Source organism: Corallococcus sicarius, from assembly GCF_003611735.1.
Taxonomy (GTDB): domain Bacteria; phylum Myxococcota; class Myxococcia; order Myxococcales; family Myxococcaceae; genus Corallococcus; species Corallococcus sicarius.
The window spans coordinates 1-23,747 of sequence record NZ_RAWG01000138.1 but is presented as its reverse complement, the minus strand read 5'-3'; the positions used below and the strand labels follow the sequence as shown (position 1 = coordinate 23,747).

General features: G+C 72.3%; 12 protein-coding genes. 1 reads left to right on the top strand and 11 read right to left on the bottom strand.

Translation table 11 applies throughout. From position 1 onward, the window contains the following. Nucleotides 1–79 precede the first annotated feature (79 nt). Nucleotides 80–790: a response regulator gene (locus D7X12_RS43475; RefSeq protein WP_208719193.1), complete on the bottom strand. Its 711-nt coding sequence runs from the start codon at nt 788–790 to the stop codon at nt 80–82. A gap of 253 nt (nt 791–1,043) precedes the next feature. Between D7X12_RS43475 and D7X12_RS21440 the strand changes: the two genes are divergently transcribed. Beyond that, nucleotides 1,044–1,316 carry a hypothetical protein gene (locus tag D7X12_RS21440; protein WP_147443760.1) on the top strand — a complete coding sequence of 91 codons (273 nt, stop codon included), beginning with the start codon at nt 1,044–1,046 and terminating at the stop codon, nt 1,314–1,316. 46 nt (nt 1,317–1,362) lie between these two features. Here D7X12_RS21440 and D7X12_RS21435 read toward each other — a convergent pair whose 3' ends face one another. The 10 genes from D7X12_RS21435 to D7X12_RS21390 all read right to left on the bottom strand — a co-directional run. Further along, complete coding sequence (locus D7X12_RS21435; RefSeq protein WP_244224691.1) at nt 1,363–2,079, bottom strand: AAA family ATPase; 717 nt, start codon at nt 2,077–2,079, stop codon at nt 1,363–1,365. A gap of 125 nt (nt 2,080–2,204) precedes the next feature. Continuing rightward, the gene (locus D7X12_RS21430) at nt 2,205–2,645 is read right to left on the bottom strand and encodes a serine O-acetyltransferase (RefSeq protein WP_120627139.1); all 441 of its coding nucleotides are present in this window, start codon (nt 2,643–2,645) and stop codon (nt 2,205–2,207) included. Beyond that, the gene (locus tag D7X12_RS21425; RefSeq protein ID WP_120627138.1) at nt 2,627–3,853 is read right to left on the bottom strand and encodes a GNAT family N-acetyltransferase; all 1,227 of its coding nucleotides are present in this window, start codon (nt 3,851–3,853) and stop codon (nt 2,627–2,629) included. The genes D7X12_RS21430 and D7X12_RS21425 overlap by 19 nt, the downstream gene beginning before the upstream one ends. A gap of 35 nt (nt 3,854–3,888) precedes the next feature. Then, the gene (locus tag D7X12_RS21420; protein ID WP_120627137.1) at nt 3,889–8,499 is read right to left on the bottom strand and encodes a hypothetical protein; all 4,611 of its coding nucleotides are present in this window, start codon (nt 8,497–8,499) and stop codon (nt 3,889–3,891) included. A gap of 73 nt (nt 8,500–8,572) precedes the next feature. Continuing rightward, nucleotides 8,573–13,594, bottom strand: coding sequence for a TonB-dependent receptor (locus tag D7X12_RS21415; RefSeq protein ID WP_120627136.1), 5,022 nt, complete (start codon nt 13,592–13,594; stop codon nt 8,573–8,575). Between the two features lie 6 nt (nt 13,595–13,600). Next, nucleotides 13,601–14,668: a hypothetical protein gene (locus D7X12_RS21410; RefSeq protein ID WP_120627135.1), complete on the bottom strand. Its 1,068-nt coding sequence runs from the start codon at nt 14,666–14,668 to the stop codon at nt 13,601–13,603. Between the two features lie 35 nt (nt 14,669–14,703). Beyond that, a complete protein-coding gene (locus D7X12_RS21405; RefSeq protein WP_120627134.1) occupies nt 14,704–17,337 on the bottom strand; it encodes a hypothetical protein in 2,634 nt (877 codons plus the stop codon). Continuing rightward, nucleotides 17,334–20,519, bottom strand: coding sequence for a poly-gamma-glutamate biosynthesis protein PgsC/CapC (locus D7X12_RS21400; RefSeq protein ID WP_120627133.1), 3,186 nt, complete (start codon nt 20,517–20,519; stop codon nt 17,334–17,336). The genes D7X12_RS21405 and D7X12_RS21400 overlap by 4 nt, the downstream gene beginning before the upstream one ends. A 231-nt stretch (nt 20,520–20,750) precedes the next feature. Further along, nucleotides 20,751–21,848, bottom strand: a complete 1,098-nt coding sequence (locus D7X12_RS21395) for a hypothetical protein (RefSeq protein WP_120627132.1) — start codon at nt 21,846–21,848, stop codon at nt 20,751–20,753. A gap of 274 nt (nt 21,849–22,122) precedes the next feature. Further along, nucleotides 22,123–23,747: S53 family peptidase (locus tag D7X12_RS21390; protein WP_120627131.1), on the bottom strand; the 1,625-nt coding region annotated here is incomplete at its 5' end.

The window sequence follows — 23,747 nt, the reverse complement described above, 5'->3', positions numbered from 1 at the left end:
GACGTGCGGGGGGCAGGGGAGGGGGCGCACCGGGTGCCTGCCCTGGTGCCGTGGGAGCAGGTAGGCCTGCCGGCCACGCTCACGCAGGCGGGCCGCAGTGCTCCTCAATCGCGGCGAGCGGGGACTCCAGCGCGAGGGGCTTCTTGAAGACCCCGGCCACCCCCATGCGGGTGACGCGCTCCCCCAGGTGGCCCGCGCTCAGGACGAGGACGGGAATCCTTCCCAGGGCCGGGTCCTGACGCTGGTGCTCCCGGAACTCGTAGCCGTCCATCACGGGCATCATCAGGTCGAGCAGGATGAGCGACGGCGCTGTGTTTTCACGAAGGTAGCGCAGGGCTTCGGCCCCGTTCGTGGTGACGACCACGGCGTAGCCTTCCTCCATGAGCACTTCGCTCAGGGCGTCGTTGATACCGACGTCGTCGTCGACGAGCGCCGCCGTGTCATCCCTGCCTTCGACGCTCAGCTCGATGTCGGTTCCAGGCGCGTACTTGATGGCATTGGACAGCAGGTTCGTCACCACCTGCTCCAGCCGCATCCGGTCCCAGTGGCCGACGACGGGCGCGTCTGCCTTCACGTGCAGACGGCACGCCGCGCGCAGCATCGTCCGGGCGTCCGAAGCCCTGAACGGCTCAGAGGTGACCCACAGGCAGTGCTCGTTGTTCTCCAGCCCTGCCTTGAAGTAGGGGACGAGCGAGTCCACGAGGTCATCCCGCTCCCCGTAGAACTGGCAGAAGTGCGCCCCCCACGGGAGGTCACCGACTGCCGGAATTCCAATGGGACGCAGGGGCATGCTCATGGGTTCTTGGGACCTTGGTTGGAGCGGCAACGACGCTGCAGCAGCCCAAGGGCAGTTCGGCCGAGGACAATTTGCCGAGTGGCAGGTGGGGGCTCTGCCCCTCAGTCGGGCCTCGACCGGGCAGGGTGCCGGCAGGGAGGTTGCAAGGAGGTTGCCCGGACCCTCGTTTCCCCCTGGTGCCCCTTTGAATCGTGGACTTCTTGTCTTCTTGTTCCTGGCCTTGGTTGTCGCCGTGGCAGCGCTGGGGATGGCGTCTGGGCCGTACTGGCTCTTCCTGTCGCGGAGCGATCTGGGCGTCCCCCGCGGGTTCTATAAGTGCGGCGTCAGCGACGAGCCCGGGCGCCGCGTCCGTGAGTGCGTCATTGGCGCGGATGGCGTCATCCTGGTCGAGGAGCGGTTCGTGGACGGCACCGTGCGCCGCTCATGGCTCGCCCATGGCCGGTTCGAGTGCATCCGCGAGGTCATTGAGCCTGGCGGGGTGAAGCGGGTTCAGCAACTGTGCCCCCAGTCGCAATGGTAGGTTTCAGGGATCTGAAGCCCGGGGAGCAGCGCCCATCCCCAGCCGTTCAGTCCTCGAACAGGCGCCGCAAGTAGCGCTCGCGGTCGTTGAGGAAGTCCCTCGTGAGGGCGTAGTGCTCGGTGTCCTCGTACTGGACTTCGGCAATGCCTTTCTCGGACAGGTGGTAGATGCGCGCCTGCGGATACGCCAGGAGCAGCGGCGAGTGCGTGGAGATGATGAACTGGCACTGCTGCTGTGTGAGGTTGTGGATCGATTTGAGGAGTGCCAGTTGACGTTGAGGTGACAGCGCCGCCTCGGGCTCGTCGAGCAGGTAGAGGCCATTCGCCCAGAAACGGTGCTTCACCAGCGCGAGGAACGCCTCTCCGTGAGACATCTCGTGGTGGAGGACGCCCCCGTGCCCGGCCATGGCGTCCTCGTTCTTTTCAATCTCAGTGGCCACATTGAAGAAGCTCTCGGCCCGGAGGAAGTAACCCGTCTTGGGACGCCGGACACCCCGGATGAGCCGTAGGTGCTGGTGCAGGTCCGACTCCGAGCGCCGGGTCGCGAAGTTGAAGTTCCGACTGCCACCCTCGGCGTTGAATCCAGCCGCGACGGCGATGGCCTCGAGCAGCGTGGACTTCCCACTGCCGTTCTCCCCGACGAAGAACGTGACCTGCGGGTGGAAGTCCAGGCGCTCCAGGTTCCGGATGGCAGGGATCGCGAGGGGGTACTTGCCGAAATCGAGCACCTCCTCGCGGCGCAGCATCAGAGAGCGCAGGAACACGTCCATTCCCGGGTCCTTGTCTTCTCCGCCTTCCTGCTGCCGTGGTCGTCCTATCCTGGCCATAGGCGCCACAGTACCCATTGGGCGTGAGCCCGGGGGCCCCGTGCTCCCAGGTAGCGGGCTGCTCAGGTCCCCGTCGTCGGCAAGCGTTTCAGCTCCCGGGCCGGAACGCCCGCCACCACGGCCCCGGGGGCCACGTCCTCCGTGACGAGCGCGTTGGCTCCAATCTTCGCGCCATCGCCAATCATCACCGGGCCCAGCACCTGGGCTCCCACGCCGATGAAGACGTCGCGCCCCACGCGGGGCACTCCTGGCACTCCGGGGGTTCCTTCCAGGCTCACGTTCTGGGAGATGAAGCTGTTCTCCCCAATCTCCACCCCGGATGCGATGACGATGCCGATGCCTCCGTAGCCCAGGTCCACGCTGGGGTGCAGCACGGCCTTCGTGTCCACGTGGCTGTTGTGCATGCGGTCCCCCACCGCGGCCACCACGTTCGCCAGCCGCGGGACCCGCAGCTCCTGGAGCCGCTTCGCGGCCCGGTAGAACGTCAGCGCCGACGGACCCATCTGCCCACCATCCTTTTCGCCACGGGTGCCCAGCGGAACTTCGAGCGCTGCAGCGTCTTCCCCACCAGCGTATCCCGATAGATGAACAGCCAGTGGTGCTGCCGCACCTGATGTGTCCACTCCCGCTTGTAGGGCGCGTCGTCCCCCAGCAGGTCCAGCTCCGTCAACCCCCGCTCAATGCAGTCCTGGACCAGGTTCTCCGTCAACAGATGGCCCGGACTCACCTCGCTCAAGGCCTCGTCATACCCGGGCTTCATCGCCAGATAGCGGCCCCCGTACTGCAAGCCGTACTGGAACGCGATGGGCCTGGAATCCAGACGCAGGAAATACAATCCCAGCCAGCCGTGCCCCGCCGCCATCTCCGCCAGGGACGTGTAGAACCCCCGCCGGTGCTCCGCCTGCGCGATGGCCGTGCCCTGCTGGGCCTTCCAACCACTCTGCTCCAGGCTGAACGCTTCCTCGAGTCTGTCTTTCAGCTCCGCCTGCCCGGACACGCGCTCCACCTCCACGCGGCCCTTCTCCTCCAGCCTCCGGCGCCTGCGGCGCAGCGGCTTGGCGTTGCTCCGTCCCTTCTTCCACGCCTCCACCGTCGGCGGCAGCACCAGGTACGGCGACCGCGCGCTCGGCCACGCACCCCAGGGCATCCCCGCCCCCTGGGCCGCGTTCACCATGGCCCACGCCGCGCCACCGTCCGGCACGTCCGACAGCCGGAGCACATCCCAGTGCGGATCCGCCAGCAGATGCGAGAGGAAGGCCACCGCGGCCCGCTTCGGGTCCTCCGCCAACAGGTCGAAACGGCACGAATGCTTGTTCGTCAGCGACACCAGCTGCCGCACCGGCACGCCGTACTGGTGGCCCTGCTCCTCCTTCAGCCCCAGCACCGCCACCAGCCCGCCCGTGTGGTCCCTCGCCGCCAGGACGCGCAGCGGTGAGCCCGGGGCGAAGTGCGTCAGCCAGCAGCGCACGAACTCGTGCCGGTAGAAGAGCTGGTCGTCCACGCGCATCACCAGCGCGTTCCACTCGGCCGCGAGCGCGTCGAAGGCCGCCAGGTCTCGCATCACCTCCACCCGCAGGGGCTCCAGGCGCTCCCCGGGCCTGCGCGTCGGCCCCCCAAAGAAAGGGGCCGCTCCCACCGCGCTGTCGCGGGGGCGGGACGGGGACGGGGCGAGCTCCCCGAGCGCCGCGTCCGTGATGGGAATCTCCTCCATGAACTTGTCTCCTCGGGTCTCGCGCTCGGGAGGACTCAGGACAGCGGCTCGCCGGCATCATCCGCCGACGCCTCGGACCCCGGGACATCCGGCCCCTGCGGCTTCACCGGACCCTCACGCCGGAGCACCGGCCCATCGCCCTTGGCCACCGCGTTGGTGTCCGAGGACACGTGGCGCACCGGCACCGTGACGCCAATGCCAGGACGCTCCAGCGTCTTCGTGAACACCCCCTGCGCCGGCTGCGGGCTCTCCGCCAGGGGCACGGGCACCTCCACTGGTACCGGGGTGAGCTGCTTCGCCGGCTGCTTCTTGAGGCCGCGGAAGAGCCAGCCGCCCTTCTGTCGCTCGTACAGCTTGCGCGTCTCCACCGACGCCCGCGCGTGCGACACGCGGCCCGTCTCCAGGTCCTCCAGCAGCATCTCGCTCAACCTGCGTCGCGTGACGCTGTCCAGGTAGTCGAACACCTTCTCCAACTTGCGCACCACCACCTGCGTCGCGCCACCCGCCGCCGTGTGCGTCAGCGCCGACAGCTTCAACTCGTGCAGCGCCCTCGCGCGCTCCGCCAGCTTGCGCAGCCGGTCCGCTTCGTCCGGCGTGTTCGCCTTCTCCACCAGCCCCGGCAGCACCGTGCGCGCCAGGCCCGCGTCCACGAAGCCCGAGTCGTCGAACGTCTCCAGCGACTCCAGCGCCCGCCGCCGCGCCTCCACCGACGTGCCCTCCAGCGCCTTGAGCGCCGTCGTCACGCGGTCCAGCGCCATCCAGCGGTACACCCAGTCCAGGCCCGTGCCCTTGATGTTCTGGGCCCCCATGATGCTCACCTGGAGCCCGGGCGCCACCGCGCGGGCACAGGCGTCCACCACCTGGTCGCCCGTCGCCTGCGGATCCGACACCGGTACCACCTGCTCCAGGAACATCGCCTTGTAGGCCTCGCGGAACTTCGCGTGGAACGCCTTCACGCGCCCCGCCGTGTCTCCCGCGCCCCGGGGCAGGAGCTGCTTCAGCCGCGCGTGCACCGCCATGCGCGCCAGCAGGTACAGCGCGTGCTCGCGCACCTCGTCCTTCGTCGCCGGCGTCAGCACCTCCGGCAGGGCCTGCGGCTTCGCACGCGACACCGGCGCCAGCGCCTCGTCGATGAGCGGACCCACCTCGCGCTCCAGCGTGCGGCGCACCTTCTCCACACCGACGTCGTCATCCGCGCCGTCGAGCGCCTTCGACACCGCCGCGGTCAGCCCCACCGTGGGCTGCACCGTCAGGCCCGCGCCCGCCGCGTACCGCTCCAGGCGGTCCAGGAACGTCTGCGCCGTGGGACGCGGCACCTTCAGCCGCGCCAGCTCCTTCGCGAGCCGCGCCTCCGCACGGCCTTCGCCCTCCGCGGTGGACAGCTCCTCCGCCGCGACGACCTCCGTGCTCAAGAGATAGCGGTCCAACGCGTCGCGCACGTACTTCTGCAGACCCTCCAGGTTCGTGCCGATGAGCACGTGCCGGTCCGCGGGCGCGTCCTCCACCATGATGCGCGCGAACACTTCCGAGCGTGACACGCGGTCCCAGCGGTTGTTGATGACCGTGATGACGGCGCGCTCCGGGTTCGCCTCCGGGTCCACGTCCCCCAGGCCCGTGCGGGTCCAGTTGTTCATGAAGCCCGTGCGCTCGTTGGCCGAATGGCCGTTGATGAACGTGAGCAGGCGCCCGCACACCCTCGCCTGCGGGAAGACCTTCAGCACGCCGATTTCCGGCTGCACGTGCTCGGCCATCAGCGCCAGCGCGTAGGGACGCGACACGCCCAGCTGCTCCGCCAGCGTCGCCACCAGCGCCATGTTGCGCGGGTGTTCGCGGTAGGGGAACAGCGCGAGCAACTCCTCCGGAATCAGCTCCGCCTCCCACCACGCGCTGTGCAGGAGCGTCGTGTCCTTCTCCTTCGCCGCGGTCTTGAACAGCGGCAGGAAGTGGTCCTCCGTCGTCACCACCTTGCCGCCGTTGGGCATGAAGTTGGTGATGACCGACGCCACGTCCATGCCCGCGGGACCCTGGATGTCCTCATGGTCCGGATAGGCATTGGTCAGCGTGGCGAAGTCGTCCTTCATCCAGTCGTTCTGGAGCAGCTCGACGAAGTTGGGCTGCAGCGCCATGCACTCCCAGAGGAACACCTCCGTGCCCAGGCGCGCGCCCAGCTCCACCATGTCCTTCTGCTCCCAGATGGTGGCCTTGTCGTAGGGGCGGAAGATGAAGAACTCGGACGGCCCGGCGCCCGGGGCGCTGTGCACGAACATCGCCTCCGAGCCCGTCGTCTTCGCGAACACCTCGAAGCCCATGCCGGAGAAGAGCGCCGCCTTCAGGCGCTCCGTGCCGGACTTGCCGCGCGTGCCCCAGCCGCCAATGCACAGCGGAATCTGCGCCCGCGCCTTGCGCACACTCTGGCGCTTCACATACGTGTCGCCCAGGAACACGGAGAAGAGCGCCGCCGTGAAGATGCCGAGCGCGGCGATGCCGTTGCCGCCCATCCCCAGGAAGTAACCCTCGTTCTCCAGGATGCGCTCGGTGAGCAGCGCCAGGAACCCGCTCTGCAGGCCCGCCAGCGCGGGCGTGTGCAGGGTGGTGGGCTTCGTCACCGTCTCCGGCGCGTCCTGGAAGAGCGTCGCCAGCGGCGCGGGGACCTGCTTGTTCTGGCCGTACGGCGTGAAGCGCACCTGGACGCCCAGGTCGCGCTCCACCTGCTCCACGAAGCGGCGGCGCTCGCGCGGCTCCTCGCCGCTCAGCGAGTTGAGCCGCAGCGTCGCCAGCCGGCGGTAGTCCTTCGTCACCCGGACGCGGTTCGCCAGCCGGCGCAGGCGCGACGCGGGCGGCACGAGCACCGTCTCGCCGTGGCTGCTGAACAGGTGCACCTTGCCGTCCTTCGACAGCGGCAGGTCCAACAGGTCATCCACGGTGGGCAGGTGGCGGCCCCAGCTGCCCTGGCTCGCCACGTGGACGCGCTCGCCGGGGACCAGCGTCTCTGTAATCTCATCCAGGTGCCCGGGGTGCGCGCGCAGCGTGCCCGACAGCGTGCGCCCGGTGGTGTGCAGGAAGGCCTGACGCTTGTTCGGCGCGGGCCGGCCGAACTCGTGCCACATGCGCCACAGGCGCCGCTGCTGCCGGTCGCCGTGCCACAGGGTCAGCGTCTTCGTCGTGCGCTCCGCGTACAGGCCGTGCCCGTCCTGCGACAGGTCCGCGAGGATGGCGCCCAGCCACGCCGGGCCCTCAGGCATCGCCGGCAGGTTCTCCGGAGGCGGTTCAATGGTCAGGCGCGTGCGACCGCCCGGCTTGAGCTTGGAGACGCGGCCCGCGAGGTACGCGGTCCACGCCTGGCGCACGGGGTCCTTCACCCGCCGCAGCACCTGCGCCGCCGCGGAGGCGGCCTCCACCACCGGCCCGGTGGCGTCCGGCTGCGTGGCCAGCGTCTCCACCGCGTCCAGCAGCGCCGCGTGCGCGGGCCCCAGCCCCGCGGCCCCCAGCGCTTCAGCCAGCGCGCCAGCGCGCTCACATGACACGCGCAGCACGAGCGGCGAGGTGTCCCGGCCCAGCGCGTCCACCAGCACCTGGAGGGCAGGGCCCTTCACCTTCGGCGTCGCGAGCGCGGCCTCCACCGCGGCCAGCACGGCGGCGGTGCGCACGCGCGGGCTGGGCTCCGACGTCGTCCGGTCCGCCGCGTCCTTCGCGATGGCCGGCACCCACTCCAGCCCCGCCAGCCTGCGCAGCAGCGGCTGCCCCTCCGGCCGGGAGGCCACGAGCGCGCACAGCCCCATGCGGACGTACTCGCTCGGGTCGTGGTGCGCGACCTCCGTGAGCAGCGGCATCCGGTACTCTTCCGACAGCAGCGGCGCGCACTGCTCCAGCACCTGCCGGCGGAAGAGGAAGTCCTTCTCCGACACGGACCGGACACGCATCCGCTGACGCAGGAGCGCCAGGCCTGTCAGCGCGTCCACGATGAGCAGCGCGTGCAGGGCCTCCGCCTGGAAGAAGGGGCTCACGTCCTCCTGGCCCGTGAGGCTCGTCAGCGTGGGGCCCACCTCGGGCAGCGAGGCGGCGACGCCCGGCACCGCCTGCGCGAGCTGCCGGAAGGCCTCCAGCGCGGCGAAGCGGTTCTGCGCGCGGGGCGCGTCCACGGCCCGGTCCAACAACTGCCGCGCCAGTGGGACGGCGGACGGCTGGAGCTCCTGCGCCGTCGTCATCCCCATCACGCCCGTGAGGGCCCTGAGCGCCGTCTCCTCTTCCACCAGCAGCTTGTGGCGGCGCTTCTCCTGCCGCTCTCGCAGCGCGTCGAAGCCCATCCACCGGTCCAGGGCCCGCAGGTCCTCCTTGCGCTCCTTGCGGTCCTTCACCGTGGCCTTGAGGTGGGCCACCAGCACTTCGCGGCGCGCGGCGTCATCCGCGGCCTCGTTGTGCTGGCGGGTGAACTGGACGAGCTCCGCGTTGACCGCGGCCAGCTCCGCCTCCAGCGCCTCCAGCGCCACCCCCAGCCACGGCGCCAGGCCCTCCACCCCGGCGGGGCGGGGGCACGTCTCCACCAACCGCTGGGCCAGGGCCTCCGCCGAGGCGTGACGCACCCTCCGGTGAAGGGGAGGCAGCGCTTCCAGCAGAAGGGTTTCGAGCTGATCGGTCGACAGGTGCATGTCGCGGCCAGAGCTATTCATTGTCAGCCAGACCTGCCCAGTCCCTCCGGGCACGCGTTCGGATCAGGACAGGTCATGGCTGGAAACGTCCTTCATCGAGCAGCTCCTCGAACTCCTCCTCGGTCGGCGTGACGTCCCGCAACCCACGTCCGCCGGTCCAGTCCCACCGTGCTCCGAGTGAAAAGAGGTTCTGCGTCCCGTACGGGCCGGAGAGGAACACGCGGTCCTCGGCGTAGAGCATCAGCCGGTTGCCGTTGCGCCCCATCCACACGTTCCAGTCCACGCGGCCGGAGACGCGGTGGCGCAGGTAGGCCGTGGTGCGGTGGTCGTCCTGGAAGCGCTGGGACATGCCGTAGCCCAGCTCCGCGCGCGTGCCCTTGAGCTTGCCACCCAGGAGGGCAGCCCAGCTCGCGTAGCCGCCCGCGTTGTCCACCGTGTAGAGGTTGGCGTTGCTCGTGGCGGACACGCCCAGCGTGCCCACGTGGTCCTGGAACGGCTGCCAGCGCAGGGACAGCCGGGGCGCGAGGCGCCGCGGGTGGTCCTTGCCGTAGAGCCAGTAGACGCTCTGGTCGTAGCGCGTGGCGTCCACGGCACCGCCGCCCTGCATGGACTCCAGCGTCAGGCCCAGACCGGGGATGAGACCCAGGTCGGGCGACAGGCGCACGAAGCGGTCCGCGGACACGCGGCCCCGGGCGCTCCAGCGCATCGCCCCGTCGAGGGTCTGCGTGAACACCGAGCCCTGCACCGCGAGGCGCAGGTCCAGCGGGAGCTGCGTCAGGTACACCGCCGCGGTGCCGCCCAGCACGGCGGACTGGCCCAGCGGATAGCGGGCCTCGGGCGTGAAGCGCAGCCAGGCGCGGTCCTGCGAAAGCTCGCGGCGCAGCGACAGCCTCAGCTCCATGCCTGTCTGCAGCGGGCGGTTGAGCAGCTCGCCTTCCTCCACGTCCTCGCTGCGGAAGCCCAGCTCCCCGGACAGCATGCCCAGGCCGTGGCGCTGCGACTCGGGCGCCATCCCTTCCGGCAACAGCGACAGGCCAGGCGGCAGCGCGGGCCAGGGCAGGGGCTCCAGGCCCGTGGTGCCCTGGGCGAACGTCGGGGTCGCGAGCGCGCTCGGATCCGTGACGACACCCAGTTGCACCTGCACCAGGGCTTCACCCGCGGGCGACTCCAGGCTCACGCGGTGCGGACCGCGCGAGGGGAGCAGCAGCCATGTCTCACCCGCGCGTCCCATCGGCTGCGAGGCGCCCTTGAGGCCGGGGTCCGCGTCCCCGGGCAGGCCCAGGTGCATCAGCGGTCCGTCCTCCGCGCTGGAGCCGCCCGTGCCGTCACCGCCCGGCAGGGGCGTGCTGCGCAGGAGCAGCTCGCGGCCCTCGGTGGGCGCGAGCGCGTAGGCCCGCACCCGCAGGGCCGTGGGGCCCAGCACCGTCATCACCACCGGCGAGCCCGGACGGCTGCGCAGGAGCGACAGGGGCTGCGGCGCCACCAGCACGCGCGCGTTGGCGGTGGCCTCCTCGGACTCCACGAAGCGCACCAGGCCCGTCTGCTGCGTGTCCGCCCGGGCCAGCGTCACCTCCACCTGGTGCCGGCCGGGGACGTCCAGGCGCGTGCCCAGCACGGCCGTCTCGCCCTCCGCCACCTTCACCTCACGCACCACGCGGCCGTCCACGCGGAGCGCGAAGGCGCAGGTGCCCGTGGTGTCCACGCCGGGCCGGGGCGTGGTGCCGCACAGCACCTCCGCGCCCAGGGGGCGGGGCTGCTTCACCACGAGGCTCATCACGCGCGAGGCGCCCGCGGGCAGCAGCCTCGACTCGGACAGCTTCCACGGCGGGGCGAGCAGCGCCTTGCGCACCGCCTGCGCCACGTCCTCGTCATCGGTGCCGGCCTCCGACGTGGCCTCCACCGAGCCCGCCGCTTCTTCCGCGTCGCGCAGCCGCTCCCAGCGCGTCCAGCGGCCCGCCGTGAAGCGCATGCGCCGCACGTCCGGGTGGTCCGCCCACGCCTGGAGCTGGTTCGCCAGCGCCGCACCCAGGGGCGCGCCGCCGTCCCTCCACGCCTGGGGCGAGTCCTGCAGCCGCTCCACCATCGCGAGCGCCTCCAGCCCCACCTGCGGCAGGCCCGTCTCGCGGTACAGCGCCGCCATCGCCAGTGCGCCCGCCGCGTCCTCGCCCGAGGCCGACAGCAGCCGTGCGCGCAGGTAGCGGCCCGCGACGCTCTTGTCGCCTGAAACCGCCGCGAGCGCCTGTTGGACGTGGCCCTCGCGCACCTGGGCGCTGGAGGCCACAAGCTTCGCGTCGCCCGTGTCCGGCAGCGCCGAGAAGGCCGGCGACACCAGCGTGGGCTGGGTAATCGCCTGCGTGAAGCGCACCGTGCGCGCGGGCGTCTGCGACAGCCGGTCCATCAGCGTCAGCAGGCGCTTCTGCTGCTCCGGCGTCAGCTTCGCCTGGGCATCCAACAGGCGGCCCACGTCCGCGCGGGCGAAGCCGTCCTCCTGGAGCGATGAGAGCAATTCGGCGCGCGTCAGGCGCGGCTCCGCGTCACCGGGCGTCGTGCGCAGCGCGCGGGAGAGCGCCTGGAGGGCCTCGTAGGACGTGCCGGCCTGCTGCGGCGGAGGGACGGGGGCCTGCGCGGGCGCGGCCACGTCGGCGCGGCGCACCGACAGGGAGACGACGAGCGAGGCCTTCGGATCCTCGGGCTCGAACCACACTTCACGGGCCTGCGGCGGCAGCGTCACCACCGCGGAGACGGGCGCGGAGGACGTGCCCCGCGCGCCTTCCAGCGCCAGGTGGCGCGGGCTCGCGGCGGAGGGCATCAGCACCAGCCGGCGCGGGTGGCCCACGTCCGTGAACATCCGCACCACGAGCGGCTTGCCCGGCGCCGCGTCCAGCGGACGCAATTGCACGCGCACGGGCGAGGGGAGCTTCGCGTCCGGCACGCGGAAGCGCACCGGCTTCGAGGCCACCTTCACCGGCCACTGCGTGCGCACGTAGCCCACTTCCGCGGGCGTGCCCCCGGCCTGGGCGGGCGCGAGCGACAGGAAGGCGCGCGTACCGTCCGCGCCTTCGAGCTTGAGCGCGTGCTCACCCGGAGGCAGCGCGATCTCCACCGGCTCCACCGACGACAGCGGCAGCAGCGGGAAGGCGTTGCTCCCCACGTGCAGCACCGGGTTCTTCTTCGCGCCCGGCGGCGTCATCACGTAGGCGCGCAGCAGGGTGGGGGCCTCGGCGAGGCCGGTGGCCTGGACGCGCGTGGTGGCTCCGGCGGCGAGCGGCCACATCGCGCTGCCCGACATCGCGGCGTCGGCCTCCACGCCCTGCAGATCCAACCACTGCGAGGACTTCACCTCGGCCACGTCAGACGTGGCCGCCAGGGACGCCTGGGACTCCTGGGGTGCGGGCGTCACCTGCGACCAGCGGCTCGCGCGCCACCACGCGGTGCGGTAGCGGCGGCGGATGTCCTCCGACAGCGGCTCCGCGCGCCAGGCCAATTCCAGCGCCGCCAGCTCGCGGCTGCGCAGCGGATCCCCCAGCGGCAGGCGGGCCACCAGCTCCGACGCCTCGGCGGTGAGGAAGCCCGCCTCCGGCAGCGCGGGCGCGGTGCCCAAGAGCGCGTGCGCGGCGTCCGTCTTGCCGTCATCCAGCAGCAGCTTCGCGGTGCGCAGGCGCAGGTGCCACGCGAGCGGCGACGCGTCCGTGCCCTTCAGCGCCTCCACCGCCGCGTCCGTGTCCCGGTCGCCCACGGCGGCCAGCGTGCGCAGGAGCGGCGACAGGCCCTCCGTCTTGATCTTCCCGTACGTGCCGCGCGCGAGCTCCGGCATCAGCGCGACGATCCGCTGGCGCAGCAGCATCGCGCGAGGCGACGTGTCCGCCTTCACCTGCTCCCACGCCTTCTCCGCCAGCTCCGTCCAGTGCGTCTGGTGCGACAGCGCCTCGCCCAGCGTGGGCCGCCGCGTGGCCAGGCGCGCGCGCAGCATCAGCGGGCCGCCCTTCCAGCTCACGCGGTAGTTGTGCTTGCCCGGAGCCAGCGCCACGCGCAGCTCCTCCGCGATGCCCACGCGCTCGCCCGACGCGAGCACCCGCGCCGTCCGCCCGTCCGGCAGCGCCGCGCCTTCAGGGGCCTCCGCCCACGCGGGCTGCGGGGGGAGCCGCGCCTGCGCGAGCGTGGCGCCCACGCCGTACACCTCCACCGTCGGCGCCTCGGCCTCCGGCCCGTTGCCCAGCACCGCGCGCGCTTCCAGCGACAGCACGCCCGGGCCTTCCAGCTCCAGCGCCCAGACGTTGCCCTTCTCCTCCGGGCGGTACCAGGGCGCGTCCATGCCCTCCAGCGCGACCTCGGCGCCGGCGGGACGGGGGCGCGCCACGCGCACCGCCTGACCCCACAGCGGAGACACCAGCGCCCACTCGCGCAGGACCTCCGCCTTGCGCCACGCGTGCACCGCGTCCCGCAGGGTGGAGTCCTTCGGCTCACCGGCCACCAGCTCCGCTTCGAGCGCCGCGACCACGTCCAGCCGGGCGCGCGTGCCCGCGTCGAACGCCAGCGCGGGGCGGGGCCCCTGGCCATCCACCCACTTGAGCAGCGCGTCCCGCATCCGCTCCTCGGTCTTCACCGTGGACGTGGGCCGGGGGTGCTCCACCGTGATGCGCGCGTCCTTCGTCGCCGTCACCCACCAGATGCTGCCGGCGCCCATGGGCTCCGCCAGGTACCAGCGGCCCGGACGCTCCGACACGCCCTCTTCTTCCACGCGCAGGTCGGGCGCGTCCTTGCCCTCGGTCAGCGGCACGCGGGTGAAGCGCAGGGCCCCGGCGGGGCCGGACACGCGCACCACGTCGAGTGGCCCCAGCCACAGCGCGGCGCCCTTCCGGGCAGAGACCTCCAGCGTGCCGGTGGCCTGGGGAACACCGTCAGGCACGTAGGGCGCATGGCCCCGGAGGTCCTCCAGGGCCACGGGGCCCCGGACGGCCCTGGGCTGCCACGCCATGCCCTCCTCGCGGCGGGCGATGACGGACGGCTGCGGAGCTGCGGACTGCGCGATGACGGGCAGCGCAGCCAGCGCTCCCACGAGCAGGGTGAAACGGGCGCGGCGTCGAACGGGAAACATCGGCGCTCAGTCCTCCAAGGGTGCGAACAGAATCTGGGCCAGCCGCTGCAATCGCGCCGGACGGGCCAGCGCTTTGCGCGTACGGGATGACATTTCCAGGTGCAGGAAGCGGGCTCCGGCGTAGTTCTGGAGCAGGCGGGCCTGGGCGTTCTGCGTACCGCCCAACACCTGCGCCCCTTCCGGGAAGAGCTTCACGCCCGGTCCCAGCGCTTCTTCCATCGGTGTGACCAGCCGCCGCGCCCACGTCCCGGGCGTGCGCGAGCCGTCACTCACCACGACCGCCAGCGCCTCGCTGCGGCCCTTTTGAATCTTGGATTCGCCGAAGCCGTGGAGCTGCGTCACGCGCGGCCCGTGCAGGGAGCGCGCGGCCAGGTCCGTCACGGTCTGGAAGAGGTGATCCGGGTTGTGCGCCACGTCCGCCGGGTGCTCCGGATCCTCGGGCGTCTCGCCGGGCGTGCCGTGGTAGCGGTGCGCGGTGGCCGTCATGAACAGGCGCGGCGCGCGGCCTTCCGGCGGGCAGGAGAAGAGGGCCGAGCCGATGTCCTCCGTGCCGATGTCGTAGTAGGGGTGCGGCACCTGCACCACGTCCTCGGTGGCGTCACCCGTGCGCACCACGTACGCGCCCGCGCCGTGGTAGCCGTCCGGCCGCTCGCGCAGCACCCAGAAGGTGTCGCGCGGCGTCGTCCACGTCTCCAGCAAGAAGCCCACCGACGCGGCGACCTCCTTCAGCTCCGGCGGCACGGTCTTCTGCTTCGGCGCCGCCGCCAGCAGCGCGGGGATGAGCCGCGTGAAGGCGGCGCGCTCCACCAGCGTCGTGGGATGGAACGTCACTGCGTCCACGCGAGGCCACAGCCCGGAGAAGCGCGCGTCCACGCGGCACCGCGGGTTCGCGGGCAGGCTCACGGTCGGATCCTCCTGGGGGGCCTTGTCGCGCGGCGTCTTCGACACGGGCTCCCGCGCGGGCCGCGCCGTCGCATGGGCGTGCATGCCGGCCCGGGACTCCTCCGGGGACGGGGCCTGCTGGGCGAGGGCGCCGGGGGGGAACCCCAGCGCCGACACGACCCCCGCGGCCACGAACGGGCGCCACGACCCGGTCCTCCAGGACGGACTCACAACGTGTCCTCGGGCTGCCAGCCACCCCGGTTCCACTCGCGCGGGGCGGTGTTCTCCAGCGACTGACCGAAGACGAAGAAGCGCGCCCACAGGGGCTCCGTGCCCACCGCCTGGATGCGGACGGTGTGCAGGCCCGGCGCGATGTCCTCGCCCAGCGTCACCGGCACGGTGCGCGCGTACCAGCGCACGCCCGGACGGCCCGCAGGCATGGCCGGCTCGCGCGTGGAGGCGGGCAGCAGCACCGTGCGCTCGGCGCGGGTGACGTGCGGCACCAGCACGCTGGCGCGGCGCACGGGGTTGCCGCCATCGATGGTGACCGACAGCCGGGGCTCCTTGGAGCCCTCCGCCACCGGCGTGTAGACGACGACGTTGAGGGTGACGGTGCCCGGGCCTGTCTTGCGCACCGGCACGCGCAGGCCGCTTGGGCCCACCGGGTACACCGTGCGCGAGCGCAGGCCGCTGCCCGCCGCGGGCGGCCGGTTGAGCATCGCCGTCAGGCCGGGCGCGGACGAGCGCAGCAGCACCTCGTGCTCACCGGGCGGCAGGGGCGGCAGCAGCTCCCGCGAGCGCGTGGAGCGCACGGTGAAGCGGTGCAAGGGCTCGCCGTCGAGCAGCACCTCCACCTCGTTGCCCAGCGCCGCGGCGTCCTTCAGCGACAGGCGCACCTCCGGGCGGGTGGGCGTGCGCGCGTCGAACTGAGCCCGCACCGCGCGGCCCGGCTCCAGGAAGGTGGAGACAGCGCGCACCACGTCCGTGCTGTCCGCCTCCGCCGCCTCCAGCACCTCCACCACGGGAGGCGTGCCGTACGGGCGCACCACCACCGCGTCGCCCGAGGGGCGCAGCGTGTCGGTGTCCGGGCCCACCGGCTCCAGGCGCACCTGGCTGAGCAGCTCCATGCGGGCGCCGCCCTGCATCAGCGCTTCCAGGTTGGCCGGACGCATGGGGTGCCACGAGCGTTGATCCAGGGGCGCGTTGCGCCAGCGCACGCCGGTGAGCGCCGCGTCGGTGTAGGGCGGCACGGCCGTCAGCGGCTGCGTGCCGGACAGGAAGCTGTAGAGCTGCACGATGGTGGTGCGCGGGGCCTCCACGCGCAGCTTGCGCGCACCCGCCGGGAGGAAGAGCCGCGCGCTCGCCACCTGCGACACCCAGGCGGGCAGGTCCGTCACTTCTCCAGTACTCGCGTCCGGGGTCCCCGCTGCCGTCGCCACGGGCGTGCACGGCAGCGCGCCGCCCGGCAGCGGCACCAGGTCCGCGCTCTCGAAGGGCGCGGGCTCCGCCATGGCGTCCAGCTCCGTCTGCCCCAGCGGCTGGCCCTGCGCGTCCAGCACCGTGAGGCTCAGGCGCAGCGGCTCCTTCGAGGGCGCGCGGTCGAGCGTGCGCGCGTCGATGCGCACGAGCCGCCCGGAGGCATCCATCCGCGGATCCAGGTCCAGCTCCAGCACGGGGCACGCGGGTCCGGTGGCGAACGCCTCCGTGCGGCGCGTGTCCGGCAGGAAGGCCACGTGGCCGCCCGCCGCGGCGCCCGGTACGACGGGACGCGAACCCACGGGCAGCAGCCACGACTCGAACGGCCCCTCCACCGTGTAGCGCAGGTCCTCCTTGCCGTCGTTGCGCACCGTCACGGTGTGCACGCCCGCGGGCAGCTCCAGCGGATGCGACATGGGCGAGCCCGCGACGGGGCCCGGCAACTCCAGCGTCTGCGTGACGCCGTCCGCGGACAGCGTCTGCACCGTCACGGGGCCGTGCGGCTGCGGGTGCATGCCCGCCGCGTCGCTCCACAGCCACAGCAGCGGCTTCGCGGGCCCGGTGACGTTGAGGGCCACGGCGCGCCCCGCGCCCAGCCGCTCCTGCACGGACTCGGTGGCCTCCACCAGCGGCAGCCGGAACGAGGTGCGGTAGACGGGTTCAATCTGGTAGTCCGTGCCCGCCTCGCCCTCGGCGTTGAGGCGCTCCCAGTGCTCCTCCGCGAGCCAGCGGCGCGTCTCCTGGGAGAGCTTCTCGAAGGGCTCGAAGGTGGCGCGGCCGGCGCGCACCTCCGCGCGGGCCTGCGCCAGCTTCTGCGACGCGAGCAGCGGCAGCGTGCGGTGCGCGCGGACGTAGACGCGCGCCAGCAGCGTGCCGTGCGCGCCCGCGGGCCGCAGGTACAGCACGGAGTGGTCCGAGCGCTCCTTGGGCAGGCGCAGCACGAACTCGCGCTCGTCCGTCACCTGGGAGCTGGCGTGGGTGGTGAAGGCGCTCTCCTCCAGGAAGGTGCCGTCCTCCTGCGGCTGGCCCTTGCTCTGGCGCGTGCGCGTGAAGATGGAGCGCTCCAGGAGGATGCCCTCCGGCGCGCGCAGGATGGCCTGCAGGCCGTACTGGTACTGCTTCTCCGGCGCGTAGGGCGTGCCGTCCGGCAACAGCTCGTGCGTGACGACGAGCAGCTCCTCCGCCTCGATGGGGACGCGGACGCGCATCTCCTTGCCCGGCTCCAGGCGGTAGAAGATGAGGCGCTCGGCGTTGATGAACTTCGCGTCGCGGCGCGCGGTGGGCGTGTCGGTGTTGCGAAGCACGGCGAGGCTCGCGCCCCAGACGAGCGCGAGGCCCGCCGCCAGACCGAGGATCGCCAGGAGGGCGCGGTTGCGGGTCTTCATCGACGGGCCTCTTCGCGGGAGACTTCCCCGGTCAACACCACCGGACGGCGGTGGCGCAGCGCCACGTCCACCGCGCTCGCGAGCTCCGCGTCACCCGCGGTCAGCTCCGCGCGCTGAAGCGGCGACGGGTGCTGCTGAAGGAAATAGACGGCCCGCAGCACCTGCCGGCCCTGCCGCGCCTCCACGAGGAGGAAGGGCAGGCCGTGGTCGGCGCTGAAGCCGGACTTCACCTGCTGCGTCACCGGGCCCACGCGCTTCGCCTGGGACAGCGCGCGCAGGTCGTGCACGTTCTGCTGCGCCAGGTAGCGCTCCGCGCTGGCGGTGAGCTGCGCGAAGTGCTCCTTCAGCACCGGGGACACCGGCTGCGAGGGCGCCACCAGCCGGTCCGCCAAGAGCGCGCGCTCGGGAGACTCGCGCGGCTCCTCGGGCGTGAGGCCCGTGAGCGCCAGCTCCTCCGCCGCGAGCCTTGGGCCCACGAAGGCGCCGCGCAGCGGTTCGGACAGCCACAGCGTGGCCAGCTTCGCCCCGCCGAAGGTGCGCGAGAACACCTGCTGCGGGCTCGCGTCATTGAGCCCCGCGAGCTCCGGCGAGCCGTCGTGGTAGCGCACGCGCTTGCCCAGCCAGCCCAGCGGACCGTCCTGGGACAGGAGCCGCTCCAGCTCCGGGGGCCGCTGCGCCGGGGTGAGCACCGGGCTGCCCACGTCCACCAGCACGTCCGCCTCCGCGGAGGGCCGGCCGGAGAAGCCGCGCAGGTGCAGCACCTGGGCCTGCTCCTTCGGCAGCGCGCGGTGCACCGCCTGGTGGAAGGCCTGGAACGCGGTGCGCAGCTCACCGAAGGTCGCCGGGTTCGGCGCGTCGGGAGAGGCAGCGGCGAACACCAGCGCGGTGGCGCCGGCCTCGTGCCACAGCTCCGCGGCCACGGGCAGCGTGCCCGCCTCGCGCACCGGCGAAGGCACCTCCAGCGCGAGCGGCGAGCCACCCGGACGCACCAGCAGCCCCGCGCCCAGCCGGCCCGGCGTGGCTTCCGCGTCCGTCACCCACCAGCAGTCCTTCGCCCCGCCGCACTCCGTCACCGGGTGCACGCGCAGGCCCAGCAGGCCCGCCATGGCCCCGGCCCAGCGCTCACGCAGCTCCGCGGGGATGCCCTCCGTCCCGCCTCCGAGCAGCGGCGTGGCGACCTGCTGCTCCAGCACCAGCAGCTCCGCGTCCGACGGCTTCACCGTCGGCGTGCGCGCCGCCTCCGCCGTCACCATCAGGGTGCCCAGCGCGTCGCGCTCCGTCACGGGCGCGGCCAGGGCCGGCGCGTGGGCAAGCACCAGCGTGGCCAGGTCCGTGGGGTGCGCGCGCAGCACGCTCAGCCGCGCCTCGCCCCAGGTGTCACCGGGCTCCGGCGGCGCCTCCGCCGTCACCTTCGCGTCCGGCCACAGCGCGGCCAGCGACTCCGGTGCCTGACCGTTGGGCGTGTGCAGCACCACCTGGCCCGGCTTCAGGCCCGCGTCCACGCGCACCTGCACCCGCTCCCTCGAGGACAGCGCGTCGTGGGCGCGGCGCAGCGGCGTCTGCGCCTGCGACAGCGCGTCACCCAGCACCAGCCCGGCGCGGTGGGAATCCACGCCGCTCACGATGATGGCGCGGCAGTGCACGCGCTCGCACAGGAGCGCGGCGGCCTCGGCGCTCGGCGCTTCGGTGAGGGGACGCGGCACCTCCAGCACCGGCCCCTTCGCGCCGGGCACCAGCAGCGACGTGTCCCAGCCCGCCTTGCCCTCGCCGTCCACGCGCTCCACCAGCGCGAAGCGCGCGGGCGCGCCTTCCTGTGCCGGCAGCTCCCGCAGCTCCAGTCCCAGCGCCACGGCCTGCGTGCGCAGCGCCGCCATCCCCTCCGTGTGGCCCGTCTCCAGCCACGCGTCCAGCTGCTGCCACAGTCCGGTGTACGTGCGCAGGTCGCCGTGCTTCTGCCGCAGCGACACGCCGCCCGCGTCGCTCTCCCGCGCGGTGGCGCGGCCCATGGCCATCAGGCCCAGCGGCGTGCGGTCCAGGCCCAGCCCGGGCACCTGTTCACGCGGGGCCTCCGCGGTGAGCGCGGTGGCCGGACGCGGTTCGATGAGCGACAGGCCGAAGCCCGCGAGGCTGCCGATGAGGAAGCCCGCCAGCGACGTGTGCAGCGTGGCCAGCAGCACGCGCGCCACCACCTGCTTCTGGAGAATCTTCACGGCCAGCAGCGTGGGCACGAGGTAGCCGAAGCCGAAGAGGTCCGTCACCTTGAGGCCCGGGATGCGGGCGCCCATGGCCCAGCCGATGGTCCACTTCACGAGGAAGCCCAGGCAGAAGACGAGCACCGTCTTGCGCGGGCCCTCCAGGTTGAGCGTGCGCAGCCCCGGCACCGACAGCACCGCCTTGGCCGCGAGCACCAGCAGCAGCACCTCCGCCAGCGTGGCGGCGAGCTTCAGGGGCTCCAGCCACGTGAGCGCCAGCAGCGCGGGCACGAGGATGCCGTTGAAGTCCCAGCCGTACTTGAGGTTGAAGCGCGCGGCGAGGAACGCCGTCGTCAGCAGGATGATGTAGGCCTTGGGGCTGGACAGGAAGTCCTGCGCCACGTCCTCGTACATCAGCTCCAGGCTGCTGAAGGACAGGTTGGTGCCCGGCAGCAGCACGAAGCGCAACAGCAGGTACGTGAGCACCACCGGCACGCCCACCTGCCACAGCCCGCGGCGAATCTTCAGCTTCCAGAACGCGTTCGCGGTGAGCGGCACCAGCACCAGACCGATGCTGTGCAGGCTGCGGTCCACGATGAACGACGTGCCGTAGCGATCATCCATCCACCGGCCGAGGACGGGCAGAAGCCACGTCTCGCTCACCGCGCGCACGAGCACGCTCGCGAGCACGATGGAGAAGAAGCGGTCACGGCCGAAGAACTCGCTCCAGGCCCCCGTCCGGCTCAGGCCGCTGGAGAGCGCCAGCGCGAGTCCGTACGTGAGGAGCGATTCGGCGACGACGGTGCACCCGGCCTCGGGGTGGATGACGAACACCGAGGCCAGGTAGCCGGGGACGACAAGGCCTACGAACACCCACCCCAGCGTCTCCGTGAGGAGCGCGAGGATGAGCACGCCGACGAGCACCGCCACGAGAATGGAGGTGTCGAGCGAGTAGGCCGGAAACAATGTCAGGGTCGAAAAGAGCGCCATGGTGGCTGCGCTCGAATCTAGGGAGACTCCTTCACCCGACCAGGGTTGCCCCTCTCAGGGCCTGAGAAGCGTCGGCTGCCCAACCGATGATCCGGACCGTTAGTCGTTGCGACTGCCCACGGCCAGACATTGGAGTCGGACCGGATGACAGCCCCTTGAAGGGGCTTCCCTCGGGAGTTCACCCCGGGGGGCAGGCCCGCGCACCGTGGGTGCGGGGCCCGGGGTGTCTGCTCAAGGACAGGGCGCCTGGGCGACCACGACCTGGCAGCCCAGGCCGGAGCCGGTGAGCGAGCAGGGGACCGTGTCCGCGAGCGCCTGGATCACCGCCTTGGAGGACGCGCCGGTGCCGCGCAGCGTGGCGGACTGCTCCAGGTGGAGGAAGCGGTCCGTGGGGGCGGCGGCCTCCGTGAAGCACGCGTCCGCGGCGCCGTTGTCGATGCGGCCCTGCACGTTGCTCGTGCCGCAGAGGGTGCGGTGCTTGCCGGCGTCGTCGGGCGCGTTGCAGGAGAAGGCGCGGCGGGTGCCCACCAGGTGGGTGTTGAGCGCGTCGCGCAGGCGCACGGAGAGGGAGCCGGGGCGCTGCAGGCGGGTGCCGTCGCTCACCACCGCGGCCTCGGGCCCGCTGCCCGCGTCCATGCCGTGCACGCTGACCGCGATGCCGTCCGGGTACGTGTCACGCAGCGCGCGGTGCGCGGCGGTGAAGAAGTTGTTGCTGTAGTGCGCGGCGTCGGAGATGCGCAGGCCCTTGGTGCCGCACACGCTGGTGGTGCCGCTGCACGGGCTCTGGGCGGTGACAGCGCAGCGGTTGCTGCCGGTGAGCAGCAGCGCGCGCGCGCCCAGCGTCACCAGCTGTTCGGCCGTCTGGCGCAGCGTGCCCTCGTCGGAGTCCGCGTGCGGCGCCTCCAGCCACAGGTTGCGCGCGGGCGACAGGTTCAGGATGAAGGTGCCGCCGCCCCGGGACAGCAGGCCTGACTCGCGCACCACCAGCCACGCGTTGCCGTTCTCGTTGCGGAAGGTGGCGACGCCGAAGCCCAGCGTCCCCAGGTCCTGCACCACCTGCGGCGTGGGGCCCTCGGAGAGCATCGCGCGGAACGCGCCTTCGAACGCGGTGAGCTCCGTGCCGCCCGGCTCCTTGAAGCCGCCGCTGTCGGGCGCGGCGATGGAGGCGCCCTGGAGCCACGTCGTCAGGTTCCCCTGGACGGTGGCCAGGGAGGTGAGCGGCGCGCACACGCTCGGGGAGGGAGCAGGCGCGGTGACGACCGGCGTCTGCGTCTCCGGGGGCGGCGCTCCCTCCGGCGCGGGCGTGGATTCCGGCGCCGTCGGGCTCACGTCTCCCGAGGGAGCCGAGGGCGACGTCGGCGCCTGGACGACGCTTCCGGGCGACTGCGAATCCGGCCCTCCCGACAGGGCATCAGCGGGACCGGCGACCGCGCTGCTGCAAGCGGCTGCGAGCAGCAGGAGGCAGAAAAGGGGCGTGCGCAGGGGGGACGGGGACATGTGCCGTCCCGAACACCACGCCTTGTGCACGCATTCTCATGTCGTCAATCCCGGATGACAGGCGGGGAAGGGCCCGCGTGCCTGTCCGCCCCAGGCTGCCTGCCCGCTAGGGCAGGGTGCGCAGGAGCCCGTCCGCGTCGGGGGCGCCCCAGCCCGTCGGGATGTCCCAGCCCGGCCCGGCTTCGTACTGACGGTCGGTGACGCCGACGGTGATGTCGCGGAAGGAGCCCTGCACGGCGGGCAGCGTGTAGAGCTGCGAGTTGAGCCAGCCCACCGGCGGCTTCGCGTCCTGCGCGCGCGCGCCGTTCACCACCGCGATGAGGCCCGCGAAGATGGGCGAAGAGAACGACGTGCCGGTGTTGGGATAGGTGACGCCCAGCCACGTGTACCAGTAGCCGGTGTCCGCGTTGAGCGCGACGTCCACCACCGCGCGTTTGGCGGGCAGCGGCACGATGCCCTTCTGCCATTCCGGGGTGGTGAAGGTGCGGCTGATGCCGGAGCCGGAGTAGTACCAGGCCGTCTCACCCGTCACCGTCATGCCGTTCATCTTCAGCTGCGTGCCGCCCACGGCGGTGACGTAGGGGCTGGAGCCCGGCGTGTCCACGCCCGCGGAGTCGCCGCTCGCCGCCGCGACGGTGATGCCCAGCGCGGCGGCCATCATCCCGGAGGCGCCGTACTGCTCGTGCACGGCGCGCGGTTCGGAGTCCTCGCGGTGCGCGAAGGACGTGGTGATGACGGACACCTCGCCCCGGGCAATCGCTTCGTTGAAGGTGAAGAGCATGGACGTGTTGCGCGCGTCCGGGCCCATGTAGACGATGACGTCCGACTTGGGCGCCATCGCCGCGGCCCACTCCACGTCGAGCGTGCCCTCGCGGTAGCGCGTGACGGGCGGCTCCATGGTCTGGATGATCTTGGGATCCTCGCGCTCGATGTCCCACATCTTCCAGAAGGTGCGCACGTCCTTCCACCGGAAGCCCGCGCCAATCACCACGCCCAGCTTCACGCCCTGGCCCTGGTGGCCCCTGCTGTAGAGCGTGTCCACGCCGTACGCGCGCGCCACCTGCTGTGGGGTGAGGCCGCGGTTGACGGGGTCGGGCTTCTCCGTGGAGGGCTGGCCGAACTCGCCCGGCATCTCTCCCACGCCCGCGGGCAGGTCCAGCGCGACGATGGCGGACACGCGCTGCTGCACGAACGTGGGCGCCTTGATGCCCTCCGTGAGGCCGTAGACGTCATGCGGCTCGTTGCCGCCCTGGGGCGACTTGCGCGACAGGATGCGGATCTTCACGCCGAAGGCCTTGTTGAACTGCCCCACCGTCCCCACGAACTGCACCAGCAGCCGGTTGGACGCGACGCGCGGGGTCTGCAGCCCCTCGGACTTCATCCAGTCCGTGACGAGGGTGATGTCCTTCTCCAGCGGCGCGTGCTTCTCGTTCCACTCCGCCGGCGTCATGTACTTGCGGAAGCCCGAGCCCCCCGGCTTGTAGATGTCCTGGATGCGCTGCTCGAGCGCGGCCCGGTCGCGGATGGGGAAGGCCACCAGCCCGCGGATGAGGTCCGTCTCCGGCGCCTCGCCCTTGTCGGTGTACACGCCTGGCAGCGGGCCGGGCACGCCGTCCGTCGTGGGGATGGGCGTGGGATCCAACACCTCCGTCTCCGGATCCGGCGGCGGGGTCACCACCTCCGGCCCGGGCTTCACGGGCGGCGGCAGGGTGGTGTCGGAATCGGGGAGGG

Coding starts and splice junctions, on each gene's coding strand:
- D7X12_RS43475 (WP_208719193.1), bottom strand. CDS start 790: ATGCCCCTGCGTCCCATTGGAATTCCGGCAGTCGGTGACCTCCCGTGG.
- D7X12_RS21440 (WP_147443760.1), top strand. CDS start 1,044: ATGGCGTCTGGGCCGTACTGGCTCTTCCTGTCGCGGAGCGATCTGGGC.
- D7X12_RS21430 (WP_120627139.1), bottom strand. CDS start 2,645: ATGGGTCCGTCGGCGCTGACGTTCTACCGGGCCGCGAAGCGGCTCCAG.
- D7X12_RS21425 (WP_120627138.1), bottom strand. CDS start 3,853: ATGGAGGAGATTCCCATCACGGACGCGGCGCTCGGGGAGCTCGCCCCG.
- D7X12_RS21420 (WP_120627137.1), bottom strand. CDS start 8,499: ATGCACCTGTCGACCGATCAGCTCGAAACCCTTCTGCTGGAAGCGCTG.
- D7X12_RS21415 (WP_120627136.1), bottom strand. CDS start 13,594: ATGTTTCCCGTTCGACGCCGCGCCCGTTTCACCCTGCTCGTGGGAGCG.
- D7X12_RS21405 (WP_120627134.1), bottom strand. CDS start 17,337: ATGAAGACCCGCAACCGCGCCCTCCTGGCGATCCTCGGTCTGGCGGCG.
- D7X12_RS21400 (WP_120627133.1), bottom strand. CDS start 20,519: ATGGCGCTCTTTTCGACCCTGACATTGTTTCCGGCCTACTCGCTCGAC.